Raw genomic sequence first — 13,901 nt, forward strand, 5'->3', positions numbered from 1 at the left:
TAACGATCCCCACCATGCAAACCACCCTGGCCGAATTCCTGCGCAACACGCCCGAAGGCGAAGAGGCGAAATCGATCGTCGGCAAATGCGTGCACTGCGGCTTCTGTACCGCCACCTGCCCCACCTACCAGCTGCTGGGCGACGAGCTGGATGGCCCGCGCGGCCGCATCTACCTGATGAAGCAGGTGCTGGAAGGCAGCGCGGTGACCGAAAGCACGCGCCTGCACCTGGACCGCTGCCTGACCTGCCGCAACTGTGAATCGACCTGTCCGTCGGGGGTTACGTACGGGCGCCTGGTCGACATCGGCCGGCAGATCGTCGATGACCGGCTGGCCGAACAAGGTGTGCAGCGGCCCGCGAAGCAGCGCATTGCGCGCTGGATGCTGCGCGAGGGCCTGACGCGCCCCGGACTGTTCGGCCCGGCGCTCAAGCTGGGCCAGATCGTGCGGCCGCTGTTGCCGCAGACGCTGCGCAACAAGGTTCCCGCCCATCCGACCCCGCCGGGCACCTGGCCGCGCAATGAACATCCGCGCAAGATGTTGTTGCTCGACGGCTGCGTGCAGCCCGCAATGTCGCCCAACATCAATGCCGCGACGGCACGTGTGTTCGACAAACTTGGTGTGCAACTGGTGTTGGCGCGCGAGGCCGGATGTTGTGGCGCCATCCGCTTCCACACGGGCGACCATGCAGGCGGACTCGACAATATGCGCGCCAATATCGATGCCTGGTGGCCGCATATCCAGGCCGGCGCCGAGGCCATTGTCATGACGGCGTCGGGCTGCGGCGCGATGGTCAAGGATTACGGCCACTTGCTGCGCAACGATCCGAAGTACGCCGAACGCGCCGCACGCGTGTCGGCGCTGACGCGCGACCTGTCGGAGCTGCTGCCCGATTTTGCCGACGACCTGCACCGCCTGGCCGGCGCGGTGCCGCGCGACGGCCGCCGCGTGGCGTGGCATCCGCCCTGCACGCTGCAGCACGGCCAGCAGATCCGCGGCAAGGTGGAAGCCCTGCTGACGCGCCTGGGCGTGGATGTGCGGCTCTGCGCCGACAGCCACCTGTGCTGCGGCTCGGCCGGCACGTACTCGGTGTTGCAGCCGGAACTGTCATACAAGCTCCGCGACGACAAGCTGAACAAACTGCAGGCCACGTCGCCCGATGCCATCGCCACGGCCAATATCGGATGCATCACGCACCTGCAAAGCGGCACCGAGACGCCGGTGATCCACTGGGTGGAACTGGTGGACCGGATGCTGGCACCGACGGTGGCGGTGCAGGCGGCCTAGTGTCGTTTGTCGTGGTCGAGTTGCCTCCCCTGTCCCGCTCGGCGGGAAGGGGTTGGAGCAGAGGGCAAGCGTTTCACCACAAGAAACGCGTTCCTGCCGCAACGGCCCGCCCGCTCTATCGCCCCTGCCCTACAAGTGGGAGAGGGGCGCAAACCCGAGAATCCGGGTACCGCTTGATGCGTCATCTTGCACGCATCTTGTACGGGAGTACCATGTCGGCACATTTGATCCCATTTGGTCTCCCAAGCTGCCCCCATGCTCCAGACGTTTGCCATTCTGCTGGTCTTCCAGACCGTGGGCGAGGTCATCAGCTATGCGCTGCGCCTGCCCGTGCCCGGTCCCGTGATCGGCATGCTGCTGCTGTTCGGCTGGCTGGTATTCGACAACCGGCTGCTGCCCGTGATCCAGGGCGCTGCCAATGACCTGCTCAAGCACCTGTCGCTGCTGTTCGTGCCGGCCGGTGTCGGCATTATGGTGCATGCCAACCGCATCGGCAGCGAATGGATGCCGATCGTCATCGCGCTGGTGATCTCGACCTGGGTGGCCATCGCCGTCACCGCGCTGGTCACGCGCGCGCTGATGCGCAAGCCGCCGGCGGGGCAGCCATCCACCGATGCCGTGGAAGGAGGCGCCCAGCCATGATGTCGCCGCGTCTCAATGAAATCTGGGTGTACCTGGCCGCCAGTCCGCTGATCGGGCTGACCGCCACGCTGATCGCCTATGTGTTCGCCTTCCGCATCTACGAGCGCGCCAGGTTCTCGCCGCTGGCGAATCCGGTGATGATCTCGGTGGCTATCCTGGTCACGGTGCTGACCGTGACCGGCACGCCCTACAAGACCTATTTCGACGGCGCGCAGTTCGTGCACTTCCTGCTGGGCCCGGCCACCGTGGCGCTGGCCGTGCCGCTGTACACCCAGCTGCCGAAGCTGCGCAGCCATGTGCTGCCGCTGCTGGCGGGCCTGCTGGCGGGGTCGGTGGCGGCCGTGGTGTCGGCAGTGGGCATCGCCTACCTGCTCGGCGCATCGCCCGAGGTGGTGCGGTCGCTGGCGCCGAAATCGGTAACGATCCCCATCGCGATGGGCGTGTCGGAGAAAATCGGCGGCCTGCCGTCGCTGACCGCCGTGCTGGTGATGGCAACCGGCATCATCGGCGCGGTCAGCGCCACCGGCCTGCTGAACCTGCTGCGGGTGCGCGACTACACCGTGCGTGGCTTTGCCACCGGCGTGGCCGCCCACGGCATCGGCACCGCCCGCGCATTCCAGGTGAGCCAGGAAGCCGGTGCGTTCTCGGCGCTGGGCATGGGCCTGAACGGCGTGCTGACGGCCATCCTGGTGCCGGTGATGGCCGCCTGGATGCCCCACTGACGCCCCTGACATGCTCCTGACAGCACGCTGTCAGGAGTGCCCGCGCATCATCCGGTCTCCCGACATGACGAAGAGGAGAGCCACCATGGCCAACCCGTCCAATGCCCTGGTCAACTGGCTGGAAATCCCGGTGACCGACATGAAGCGCGCGATGCAGTTCTATGAAACCGTGTTCGAGCATCCGCTGCGTCGCGGCATGGTCGGCGATCTCGACATCGCGGTGTTCACCCATGCCGAATCGGCCGGCGCACTGGTGCGCGGCGAGCAGTACCGGTCCAGCGCGTTCTACGGCCCGGTGCCGTATTTCAACGCACCGCAACTCGACGATGTGCTGGCACGCGTGACCTACGCCGGCGGCCGCACCGTGCGCGGGCCCGTGCAGTTGCCCGACAACATGGGCCGCTTCGCCCATATCACCGACAGCGAAGGCAACCGGATCGGCCTGCACGAGCCGGCCATGGTTGCCGCACCCGCCGCCGTCGCGCACTGACACCGCCATGAGCCGACGCGCCGACCGCCTCTTCCAGATCGTGCAGGTCCTGCGCGGGCGCCGCCTGACCACGGCGGCACTGCTCGCGCAGCGGCTGGGCGTGTCCGAGCGCACGGTCTACCGCGATATCCAGGCGCTGTCGCTGTCAGGCGTGCCCGTGGAGGGCGAAGCCGGCATCGGCTACCGCCTGCGGCCGGACTACGATGTACCGCCGCTGATGTTCACGTCGATGGAAGTCGAGGCCATGGTGGCGGGCCTGCGCCTGCTCAAGGCCTGGGGAGGCGGCGCACTGGCCGCCGCGGCCGAGCCGTCGCTGGAAAAGCTGATGGCCGCCCTGCCGCCGCAGCGGCGCCTGGCCGCGCAGCAGAGCCGCATCTTCGCGCCCGAGTACGCCAACCACCCCGCCGTGCGCGAGGCGTTCGACATCGTCCACACGGCCATCGGCGCGCAGCGGCTGCTGCAGATCGACTACAGCGACGCGCAGCAGCGCGACACGGTGCGCGTGGTGCAACCGCTCGGGCTGTTCTTCTGGGGCAATGTCTGGCTGGTGGCGGCCTGGTGCACGGCGCGCGAGGATTACCGCAGCTTCCGGCTGGACCGCTGCCGCAAGCTGACCATGCTCAACGAGCGTTTCCACGAGACGCCGGAGCGTTCGCTCAATGGCTTCCTGCGCGCGGTTCGCGCCGACTCGCACGGCTGAAAAGGCCGGCGGCTGCGGCCGGCCGTGGCAGATTCAGGCGCCCGGATCGTTCAGCAGCGTCTCGATATCGCCGCGGATTTCGTCAGGCTTGGTGGTCGGTGCGTAGCGCTTGAAGATCGTGCCGTCGCGGCGCAGCAGGAACTTGGTGAAGTTCCACTTGATCGCCTGCGTGCCCAGCAGCCCGGGCTTTTCCGACGTCAGCCACTTGTAGAGCGGGTGCGCGTCGGCGCCATTGACGTCGATCTTGCCGAACATCGGAAAGGTGACGTGGAAACGCGATTCGCAGAACGCCCCGATCTGTTCGGCATCGCCCGGCTCCTGCTTGCCGAACTGGTTGCACGGAAAGCCCAGCACGTCGAAGCCGCGCGTCTGGTACGTGTCCTGCAGCGTCTGCAGGCCCGCGTACTGGGGCGTGAAGCCGCACTCGCTGGCCGTGTTGACGATCAGCAGCACCTTGCCCTGGAAGTCGGCCAGCGGCACTGGCTGGCCCGCCAGCGAACTGGCTTCGAACTGGTAGACGTTGCTCATCGTCGGTCTCCTGATGGGTGATGGGCGCAAGGATACCGCGCCCCGGCCGCCCGCGTCAGATCACATTCAGGTGTTCGGTGCCGGCCCCGAGGTCGGTGTCGCGGTGCCGCGCGCTGTGGAGCTTGATCATCAGGCGCAGGTCGTTCAGCGAGTCGGCGTTCTTGAGCGCATCCTCGTACGCGATCTTCTCGGACTCGTACAGCTCGAACAGCGCCTGGTCGAACGAGATCATGCCCTGTTCGCGCGATTTCTTGATGACTTCCTTCAGCTCGTGGATCTCGCCCTTGAAGATCAGGTCGGCCACCAGCGGCGTGCCGATCATGATTTCCACGGCCGGCACCCGGCCCTTGCGGCCGGCGCGCGGCAACAGGCGCTGCGAGATCATCGCCTTCAGGTTCAGCGACAGGTCGATCAGCAGCTGCTGGCGCTTTTCCTCGGGGAAGAAGTTGACGATCCGGTCGATGGCCTGGTTGGCGTTGTTCGCGTGCAGCGTCGCCAGGCAAAGGTGGCCCGTTTCGGCATACTGCATCGCATATTCCATGGTCTCGCGGTCGCGGATTTCGCCGATCAGGATCACGTCGGGGGCCTGGCGCAGCGTGTTCTTCAGCGCGATGTGCCACGACTCGGTGTCGATGCCCACCTCGCGCTGCGTGACGATGCAGTTCTGGTGCGCGTGCACGTATTCGATCGGGTCCTCGATCGTGATGATGTGGCCGTACGAATGCGCATTGCGGTGGTCCAGCATGGCCGCCAGCGAGGTCGACTTGCCCGAACCCGTGGCGCCGGTCACGATCACCAGCCCGCGCTTGGACATCACGATGTCATGGAGCGACGACGGCAGGTCCAGGTCTTCCACCGACGGGATGCGCGTGTTGATGGTACGCACCACCATGCCGGCGCGGCCTTGCTGGATGAACGCCGACACCCGGAAGCGGCCCGCATTGGGCGCCGTGATGGCGAAGTTGCATTCGCGCGTGTCGTCGAATTCCTTCACCTGGCGTTCGTTCATGATCGAACGCACCAGGCCCAGCGCCTGCGTCGGGTTCAGCGGCTGCTGCGATACGGGCGTGATCTTGCCGTCGACCTTGATGGCCGGCGGGAATTCGGAGGTGATGAAGAGGTCCGAGCCGCGGTTGTTCACCATCAGCTCGAGCAGGTCGTTGATGTACTTCGATGCAGATTCGCGGTCGAGCATGGTCTGTCCTTGTTTGCCGGGAAACCGTTTCAGGGTGAAGCGAAGCGGTTCTGGCCAGGCGGGCGGCCGCTGACAGTACAAAACGTACCGCACGGCCGCCCAACGACGCCAGAATCAGCCTGCGGTTTCCTAGCCCGCGAAGGCGTCGGGATTCTTCGCGATCGCCTTGGCATCGTTGAAGTTGATCATGCCGCGCTTGATCAGGTCGCTCAGGCACTGGTCCAGCGTCTGCATGCCCATGCCGCTGGACGTCTGCATCATCGAGTACATCTGCGCGATCTTGTTCTCGCGGATCAGGTGGCGGATGGCGGGCGTGGCGATCATGATCTCGTGCGCGGCAGTACGGCCGTTGCCGTCGCGTGTCTTGAGCAGCGTCTGCGAGATCACCGCTTCCAGCGATTCGGACAGCATGGTGCGGACCATGTCCTTTTCCTCGGGCGGGAACACGTCCACCACCCGGTCGATGGTCTTGGCGGCCGAGCTCGTGTGCAGCGTGGCAAAGACCAGGTGGCCGGTTTCCGCCGCGGTCAGCGCCAGCCGGATCGTTTCCAGGTCACGCAATTCGCCCACCAGGATCACGTCCGGGTCTTCACGCAGCGCCGAACGCAGCGCGTTGGCAAACGAATGCGTGTGCGGCCCCAGTTCGCGCTGGTTGATCAGGCTTTTCTTGGAGTTATGGACAAATTCGATCGGGTCCTCCACCGTGAGGATGTGGCCCATGTCGTTTTCGTTGCGATGGTCGACCATCGCCGCCAGCGTGGTGGACTTGCCCGAACCGGTCGGCCCCGTCACCAGCACCAGCCCGCGCGGCTTCATGCACAGGTCGGCGAACACCGCCGGCGCGTGCAGGTCGTCGAGCGTCAGCACTTTCGATGGAATGGTACGAAATACGGCGGCCGAACCGCGCTGCGTGGTATAGGCGTTGACCCGGAAACGGGACAGGCCCGAAATCTCGAACGAGAAATCGACCTCCAGCCGTTCTTCATAGGATTTGCGCTGAACGTCGCTCATGATGTCGTACACCATGGCGTGAACGTCCTTGTGCGTCATGGCCGCGACGTTGATGCGGCGCATGTCCCCGTGAATACGCACCATCGGCGGCATATCGGCCGAGAGGTGAAGATCGGAAGCCTTGTTCTTGACCGCGAAGGCCAGAAGCTGTGCGATGTCCATCTATAATGACCCCACCCTAAAGAGGCCCTGGCCGAATATCGATCTGGCGGGCCTTCACAGGTTTATTGTTGTACTTCTAGTTTTACTTCTTGGAATATTTCCGCTGGATTATGTCTGTAATCGCCGCCAACTTGCAAGCCGTGAAAAATGACATCGCGGCGGCCGCACAACAAGCCGGGAGGGCGCCTGCAGATGTCATATTGCTGGCGGTTTCCAAGACGGTTTCGGCGGATCGGGTCCGCGAGGCCTTCGACGCCGGCCAGCGGGCTTTCGGCGAGAACTATGTCCAGGAAGGGGTGGAGAAGATTGCCGCGCTGGACGCCCTGCGCAGCCAGATCCAGTGGCACTTCATCGGCCCCCTGCAAAGCAACAAGACGCGGCCGGTGGCCGAGCAGTTCGACTGGGTCCATGCCGTCGACCGGCTGAAGATCGCCGAGCGGCTGTCCGCCCAGCGTCCGGCCGGCATGCCGCCGCTGCAGGTCTGCATCCAGGTCAATATCAGCGACGAAGACACCAAGAGCGGCGTGGCGCCGGCCGAGGTGCCGGCACTGGCCCAGGCCATCGCGGCACTGCCGAACCTGCAACTGCGCGGCCTGATGGCCATTCCGGCACCGGCGGCCGACCCGGACGCCCAGCGTCAACCGTTTGCCGCCCTTCGTGCGTTGCTTGATCAACTACGGCATTCCGGGCTAAAGGTGGACACGCTCTCGATGGGCATGTCCGCCGACATGGACGCGGCCATTGCCGAGGGCGCCACGCTGGTGCGTATCGGCACCGCGATTTTCGGCGCGCGGAGCTGATGGCTCCCGACAGGGTCCGCGCCGGCCTTTCGCAACCCCCCATGACATGAAAAAAAGCCAGCCGACACGTATCGCGCTGGCAGACCAGGAAACTTGATGCTCGATTCCCTCACCTTCGGCTTCCTCGGCGGCGGCAACATGGCCTCTGCCCTGATCGGCGGCCTGGTGGCCCGTGGCGTGCCGGCCGGCTCGATCCGCGTGGTCGATCCCTCGGAAGATGCCCGCCAGCGCCTGTCGCAGAGCGGCGTAAAGGCCCTGGCCGCGCCCGATGCCGCCTTCGGCGCCAGCAACGTGATCGTGCTGGCCGTCAAACCGCAGCAATTCCGCGATGCCATCGCCCCGCTGGTGCCGCTGCTGACCGACAACCTGATCATCAGCGTCGCGGCCGGCATCCGGCTGCAGGACGTAGCCCGTTGGATGGGCCGCACGCGCCTGGTGCGCGCCATGCCGAACACGCCGGCGCTGGCCGGCATGGGCATGACCGGGCTGGCCGCAGCCCCCGGACTGTCGGGCGCCGACCGCGATATCGCCACGGCCGTGGCCGAAGCCGTCGGCCAGTGCGTCTGGGTGGAGAACGACGACCAGATCGACGCCGTCACCGCGATCTCGGGCAGCGGCCCGGCCTATGTCTTCTATTTTGTCGAGGCCATGGAGCGTGCGGCCGTTGAAATGGGGTTGTCCGCCGAACAGGGCCGGAAACTGGCCGTGGAAACGTTCCGCGGAGCGGCGGCGCTGGCTGCCGAGTCGCCCGAGCCCGTGGCCACGCTGCGCGAGCGCGTCACGTCCAAGGGCGGCACGACCTATGCCGCCGTGACGGCGATGGACGCCAGCGGCATGAAGGACGCCTTCGTCAAGGCCATGCACGCCGCCGCCGCGCGCGGGCGCGAGATGGGCGCGGAGTTCGGCAAGGATTGACGTTGCTGGCGCCCCTTTCCCGCCGTGCGGGAAAGGGGCGCAGGAATCGAGGTTACTTCAGCAGGTAAGCCACGAACGTCCCTGCAAACACACAGGCTCCCAGCCAGTTGTTATGCCGGAACGCGGCAAAGCACTTCATGCGGTCCCGTTCGCGGATCAGCGTGTAGTGGTAGCCGGCCAGCACGGCGGCAGCCACCAGCCCCGCGTAGTAGGCCCAGCCCAGGCCCAGCAGCGCGCCAGCCCAGGCCATCAGGCCCAGGAAGACCGCATAGCAGATCATGATCGCGGCCACGTCAAAGCGCCCGAACGTGATGGCCGACGTCTTCATGCCCAGCAGCAGGTCGTCGTCGCGGTCGACCATCGCATAGGCCGTGTCATACGCCACGGCCCAGAACACGTTGCCCAGCAGCATCAGCCAGGCCACGAACGGCACCTCGCCCTGGATCGCGGCAAACGACATCGGAATGCCAAACCCGAAGGCGATGCCCAGGTACGCCTGCGGAATCGCGAAGAACCGCTTGAAGAACGGATAAGTCCCGGCCAGCACCGCCGCCACCACGGCCAGCCACTTGGTCAGCCCGTTCAGCGGCAGGATCAGCGCGAACGCGATCAGCGCCAGCACGGCGGCCACGGCCAGCGCTTCCCAGCTGGCGATCAGGCCGGCGGTCAGCGGCCGTTCCTTCGTGCGCTTCACGTGCTTGTCGAAATCACGGTCGGCCCAGTCGTTGATGGCGCAGCCCGCCGAACGCATCAGGAAAGTGCCGGCGAAGAAAATCCAGAAAATCTGCCAGGACGGCGGGCCGCCGGCAGCCATCCACATCGCCCACAGCGTGGGCCACAGCAGCAACAGCGTGCCGATCGGCTTGTCGATGCGCACCAGTCGCGCATACAGCGCGAGGCGGCTCGGATGATGGGGGGCGGCGGACGGATGGGACATGGCGGCGGACTTCTGACGATACTTCGGGCAATACAAAGCAAAAACGCGCCCCGGCATGCCGAGGGCGCGTCGTACCGGATCAACCGGTGTGTGGCATGGCCGGAATCAGGCCAGCAGCGAGCGCAGCATCCACGCGGTCTTCTCGTGCGTCTGCATGCGCTGGGTCAGCAGGTCGGCCGACGGCTCGTCACCGGCGGCGTCGATCACGGCGAACAGCGAGCGGGCGGTGCGCACCACGGCTTCCTGGCCTTCCACGAGCTTGCGGATCATCTCGGTGGCCTCGGGCACGCCCTCTTCCTCGGCGATCGACGACAGCTTCGCGTACTCCTTGTAGGTACCGGGTGCCGGGTAGCCCAGCGCGCGAATCCGTTCGGCAATCGCGTCAACCGCCAGCGCCAGTTCGGTGTACTGCGTCTCGAACATGGTATGCAGCGTGTTGAACATCGGGCCCGTCACGTTCCAGTGGAAGTTATGGGTCTTGAGATAGAGGGTGTAGGTGTCAGCCAGCAGCTTGCTCAGGCCTTCCGCGATCTTCTTGCGGTCCTTGTCCGAAATACCGATGTTCACGCTCATCTCATTCTTCTTTGCCATTTTTCTAAGCTCCATTCTGGTCTGGCCACGAGGATCGACCGCCCGCGCTACACGGACGAGCAGCGGCCATTATCGTATCAGGTTCAAGTCACAAGGACGGACAGCCCCTGCGCCGCGTCGAGGAACATGACCATGGCACCCAGCGCCACGACGGCCATGCCGATTTCCTTGCGCACCACCTTGCGGTGCAGCCGTCCGGCATCGCCATCGCGCGCCGCGTCGGCCTTCAATTGCCGGAATTCGCTGACGAAAAAATTCAACATTGCCATGACGATTCTCCACATCCGTTTCGAGGGTCCGGCACATCCGCCTGGTGTGCGCTGCGACCGATGGAAGAAGTCTATTCCCGCGCTATCAATGTGACCATTTGATTATATAAAACTATCGAATAGACGATGGCTATACCGTTGCCGAGCCTGTGGAACGGCGTTGAGGTGTGATTGGAGGCACCCAGCAAAAACGGCAGGGTCTCCCCTGCCGTCCGATGCCATCGTTCAGGCCAGCAAATCAAGCCGGCGAAATCGAGCTGCCGAAATCAGGCCGCCACGGCCTCCTCGGCCTGCGTGCTGCCGAGCTTGCGCACGCCGGGCAGTTCGCACGCCGTCACGGCATTTGCCAGCGCCTCCATGGCGGGCAGGCGCGTAAAGCTCTTGCGCCAGGCCAGCACCACGCGGCGGTCGGGTACGGGCTCGGCAAACGGCACATAGGACAGCATGTCGTTGCGCGGCTTGAGATCGGGTACCGACGTACGCGGCAGCACCGTGATGCCGACGCCGCTGGCCACCATGTGGCGGATGGTTTCGAGCGACGAGCCCTCGAACGTCTTCTGGATGCCGTCAGCCGCCTGCGAGAAGCGCGACAGCTCCGGGCATACGCCCAGCACGTGGTCGCGGAAGCAATGGCCGCTGCCCAGCAGCAGCATGGTCTGCTGCTTCAGTTCGTCCGGGTCCACCTTGGCCTGCTCGGCCAGCTTGTGCCCGCGTGGCACGGCCACCACGAACGGCTCGTCGTAGAGCGGGCGCACCGTCAGGCCCGAATCCGGGAACGGCTCGGCCATGATCGCGCAGTCGATCTCGCCCTGCTTGAGCAGCTCGATCAGCTTGTTCGTGTAGTTTTCCTGCAGCATCAACGGCATCTGCGGCACGGTGTCGATCATCTGCTTGACCAGCGCCGGCAGCAGGTATGGCCCGATCGTGTAGATGACGCCCACGCGCAGCGGCCCGGCCAGTGGATCCTTGCCCTGCTTGGCGATCTCACGAATCGCCATGGTCTGTTCCAGCACACGCTGGGCCTGCGCCACAATCTGCTCGCCGATGGCCGTCACCGACACCTCGGACGTGCCGCGCTCGAAAATCTGCACGGTCAGCTCGTCTTCCAGCTTCTTGATGGCAACCGACAGCGTCGGCTGCGAAACGAAGCACGCCTCGGCCGCCCGGCCAAAATGGCGCTCGCGCGCTACGGCGACGATGTACTTGAGTTCGGTGAGCGTCATGATCAATCAAATCCGGTTAGGCGATAGATTTTAGCTTCGATTGCGTCGTCTGTCAGATCGCCGAAGCAATGTCAGTCATGAACCACTTTTTCTGACCCATCAGATGACCCGCCCTGACAGCATCTACGCCTTCAGAAAGTGCTCGCGCCCGCCCAGCCAGCGCATTAAATGTGCCTCAACCGCCTCTGGAAAACGTTCAAGCATCTGTTCGGCCGCTTCCTGGGCATAGTCGACCAGCCAGGCATCGGTCTCCAGGTCGGCAAATCGCAACATGGCTTCGCCCGACTGCCGCGCGCCCAGGAATTCGCCTGGGCCGCGGATCTGCAGGTCGCGCCGGGCGATCTCGAAGCCATCGGTGGTCTCGCGCATCGTTGCCAGGCGTTCACGCGCCGTGGGTGACAGCGGCGCCTGGTACATCAGCAGGCAGACAGATTCCGCGCTGCCGCGCCCCACCCGGCCGCGCAACTGGTGCAACTGCGCCAGGCCGAAGCGCTCGGCATGCTCGATCACCATCAGCGATGCGTTGGGGACATCCACCCCCACTTCGATCACGGTCGTCGCCACCAGCACCTGCAGGCGGTTGGCGCTGAAGTCATCCATCACGGCGGCCTTCTCGGCCGGCGGCAGGCGGCCATGGACCAGCCCGACGCGCAGGTCAGGCAGCGCCGCCACCAGCGTTTCGAAGGTTTCCACGGCGGTCTGCAGCTGCAGCGCCTCGCTTTCCTCGATCAGCGGACAAACCCAGTAGACCTGGCGCCCTTCGGCGGCCGCATGGTGCACGCGCTCGATCACCTCGTCGCGGCGGGCATCGTTGACCAGCCGCGTCACGATCGGCGTGCGGCCCGGCGGCAATTCGTCGATCACCGACACGTCAAGGTCGGCGTAGTACGTCATCGCCAGCGTGCGTGGGATCGGCGTGGCCGACATCATCAACTGGTGCGGCACTTTCTCGTCGACGGGCGCCGGCGCTTCGCCTTCGGCAGCCTTGCCGCGCAGCGCCAGCCGTTGCGCCACGCCAAAGCGGTGCTGCTCGTCGACCACGGCCAGGCCCAGGTTGGCGAACTTCACCCCGTCCTGGATCAGCGCATGCGTGCCGATCACCAGCCGCGCCTCGCCCGATTCGGCCCGCGCCACGGCCTCGCGCTTGGCCTTGGTCTTGAGGCTGCCGGCCAGCCATGCCACGGGCACGCCCAACGGTTCCAGCCACGCCGACAGCTTGCGGTAGTGCTGCTCGGCCAGGATTTCGGTCGGCGCCATCAGCGCCGCCTGGTAGCCGGCATCAATGGCCTGGCAGGCGGCCAGCGCGGCCACGATGGTCTTGCCGCTGCCCACGTCGCCCTGCAGCAGGCGGTGCATCGGGTGCGGCAGCGCCATGTCGGCGGCAATTTCCTCCACCACGCGCTGCTGGGCGCCGGTCAGCCTGAACGGCAGCGCCGCCAGGAAGCGCGTCAGCAGGCCGTCGGCACGGCGCGGCATCGACGGGGCGTTCTTCTCCTTGCGCGCGGCCTGCGAGCGGCGCAGCGAGATCTGCTGCGCCAGCAATTCGTCGAACTTGATGCGAACCCAGGCGGGATGCGAGCGGTCTGCAAGCGCCGCCTCGCTTTCCTGCGGCGGCGGGTTGTGCAGCAGGCGCAGGCAGTCGATCAACGGCGTCAGCTTCAGCGGCGCCAGCGGCCCGCGCAGGATGGCCTGGGGCAAGGTCTCGGGCATCGGCGTGCGCGACATCGCCCCGCCGATGGCCTTGCGCAGATAGGCCTGCGAAATGCCCGCCGTGGCCGGATACACCGGCGTCAGCCGGTCTGGCAGCGGTTCGTCGGGCATGATCGGCCGTACCGTGGGATGGACCATCTCGGCGCCGAAGAAGCCCCCGCGAATCTCGCCGCGCACGCGCAGTCGCACGCCTTCGGCCATCTGCTTGGTCTGGCTGCCGTAGAAATTGATAAAGCGCAGCGTCAGTTCGCCCGTTTCGTCGGCAACCTTCACCACCAGCTGGCGGCGCGGGCGGAACGTCACCTCGTTCGACACCACCTCGCCCTCCACCTGGGCAGCCAGGCCCATGCCCGCACGGCGAATGGCGTCGCGGATCGGCTCGAGCGTGGTTTCGTCCTCGTAGCGCAGCGGCAGGTGCAGCACCAGGTCTACCGGCCGCCGCAGGCCCAGCTTGGCCAGCCGGGCCACGGCCGACGACGGCTTGGCCCTGGCATCGGGCTTGTCGCCGGGCTTGGCGTCCCCCTTGGCGTCCCCCTTGGTGTCGCCGGCGGCCCCGGCCTTTGCCGGGCCGCGTCGCGCCGGCTTGCCAGGGGACGGCGTGGGCGCAGCGGACGAGGTGGACTGGGCGGCCGTCGGGGCAGGATCGTCGAGCGGGTCGGTGGCGGTGCCTGGCATCAGCGCGGGAATATAGGGGTCACAAGCGGGCATCGGGCGAAGCCG

Annotated in this window: 15 protein-coding genes; 7 read left to right on the forward strand and 8 right to left on the reverse strand. The window is 66.0% G+C overall.

Features of this window, described 5'->3' with window-relative positions:
• Positions 1-14 precede the first annotated feature (14 nt).
• The 5 genes from glcF to A9J21_RS04110 all read left to right on the forward strand — a co-directional run bounded on the left by glcF (position 15) and on the right by A9J21_RS04110 (position 3,840).
• Positions 15-1,286, forward strand: coding sequence for a glycolate oxidase subunit GlcF (gene glcF / locus A9J21_RS04090; RefSeq protein ID WP_066732163.1), 1,272 nt, complete (start codon positions 15-17; stop codon positions 1,284-1,286).
• A gap of 255 nt (positions 1,287-1,541) precedes the next feature.
• Positions 1,542-1,928, forward strand: coding sequence for a CidA/LrgA family protein (locus A9J21_RS04095; RefSeq protein ID WP_066732165.1), 387 nt, complete (start codon positions 1,542-1,544; stop codon positions 1,926-1,928).
• Positions 1,925-2,650 carry an LrgB family protein gene (locus tag A9J21_RS04100; protein ID WP_066732167.1) on the forward strand — a complete coding sequence of 242 codons (726 nt, stop codon included), beginning with the start codon at positions 1,925-1,927 and terminating at the stop codon, positions 2,648-2,650. Before A9J21_RS04095 ends, A9J21_RS04100 begins: the two co-directional genes overlap by 4 nt.
• Before the next feature lie 85 nt (positions 2,651-2,735).
• Positions 2,736-3,140 (forward strand): VOC family protein, encoded by a 405-nt coding sequence (locus A9J21_RS04105; protein ID WP_066732169.1) that lies wholly within the window; start codon positions 2,736-2,738, stop codon positions 3,138-3,140.
• A 7-nt stretch (positions 3,141-3,147) separates the two neighbouring features.
• On the forward strand, positions 3,148-3,840 hold the full coding sequence (locus tag A9J21_RS04110; RefSeq protein ID WP_066732501.1) for a YafY family protein: 693 nt from the start codon (positions 3,148-3,150) through the stop codon (positions 3,838-3,840).
• A gap of 33 nt (positions 3,841-3,873) precedes the next feature.
• Here the strand turns inward: A9J21_RS04110 and A9J21_RS04115 are convergent, their stop codons facing one another.
• From A9J21_RS04115 to A9J21_RS04125, 3 genes are all read right to left on the reverse strand, one after another.
• The gene (locus A9J21_RS04115; RefSeq protein WP_066732171.1) at positions 3,874-4,368 is read right to left on the reverse strand and encodes a glutathione peroxidase; all 495 of its coding nucleotides are present in this window, start codon (positions 4,366-4,368) and stop codon (positions 3,874-3,876) included.
• A 55-nt stretch (positions 4,369-4,423) separates the two neighbouring features.
• Complete coding sequence (locus tag A9J21_RS04120; RefSeq protein WP_066732173.1) at positions 4,424-5,563, reverse strand: PilT/PilU family type 4a pilus ATPase; 1,140 nt, start codon at positions 5,561-5,563, stop codon at positions 4,424-4,426.
• A 129-nt stretch (positions 5,564-5,692) separates the two neighbouring features.
• Positions 5,693-6,736, reverse strand: coding sequence for a type IV pilus twitching motility protein PilT (locus A9J21_RS04125; protein ID WP_066732174.1), 1,044 nt, complete (start codon positions 6,734-6,736; stop codon positions 5,693-5,695).
• A gap of 110 nt (positions 6,737-6,846) precedes the next feature.
• Here A9J21_RS04125 and A9J21_RS04130 point away from each other — a divergent pair, with 110 nt between their 5' ends.
• Together A9J21_RS04130 and proC are read left to right on the forward strand one after the other, a co-directional pair.
• Complete coding sequence (locus tag A9J21_RS04130; protein ID WP_066732175.1) at positions 6,847-7,536, forward strand: YggS family pyridoxal phosphate-dependent enzyme; 690 nt, start codon at positions 6,847-6,849, stop codon at positions 7,534-7,536.
• A gap of 96 nt (positions 7,537-7,632) precedes the next feature.
• Positions 7,633-8,451, forward strand: coding sequence for a pyrroline-5-carboxylate reductase (gene proC, locus A9J21_RS04135; protein WP_066732176.1), 819 nt, complete (start codon positions 7,633-7,635; stop codon positions 8,449-8,451).
• 52 nt (positions 8,452-8,503) lie between these two features.
• Here proC and ubiA read toward each other — a convergent pair whose 3' ends face one another.
• The 5 genes from ubiA to recG form a co-directional block, all read right to left on the reverse strand.
• On the reverse strand, positions 8,504-9,388 hold the full coding sequence (ubiA, locus tag A9J21_RS04140; protein ID WP_066732180.1) for a 4-hydroxybenzoate octaprenyltransferase: 885 nt from the start codon (positions 9,386-9,388) through the stop codon (positions 8,504-8,506).
• 105 nt (positions 9,389-9,493) lie between these two features.
• Positions 9,494-9,979: a Dps family protein gene (locus A9J21_RS04145; protein ID WP_066732182.1), complete on the reverse strand. Its 486-nt coding sequence runs from the start codon at positions 9,977-9,979 to the stop codon at positions 9,494-9,496.
• Between the two features lie 83 nt (positions 9,980-10,062).
• Positions 10,063-10,248 carry a hypothetical protein gene (locus tag A9J21_RS04150; protein ID WP_066732184.1) on the reverse strand — a complete coding sequence of 62 codons (186 nt, stop codon included), beginning with the start codon at positions 10,246-10,248 and terminating at the stop codon, positions 10,063-10,065.
• 266 nt (positions 10,249-10,514) lie between these two features.
• Complete coding sequence (locus A9J21_RS04155) at positions 10,515-11,471, reverse strand: LysR substrate-binding domain-containing protein (protein WP_066732186.1); 957 nt, start codon at positions 11,469-11,471, stop codon at positions 10,515-10,517.
• A 123-nt stretch (positions 11,472-11,594) separates the two neighbouring features.
• Positions 11,595-13,856 carry an ATP-dependent DNA helicase RecG gene (recG, locus tag A9J21_RS04160; RefSeq protein ID WP_066732188.1) on the reverse strand — a complete coding sequence of 754 codons (2,262 nt, stop codon included), beginning with the start codon at positions 13,854-13,856 and terminating at the stop codon, positions 11,595-11,597.
• Between the last annotated feature and the right edge of the window lie 45 nt (positions 13,857-13,901).

The organism is Cupriavidus sp. D384, assembly GCF_001652915.1.
GTDB lineage: Bacteria > Pseudomonadota > Gammaproteobacteria > Burkholderiales > Burkholderiaceae > Cupriavidus.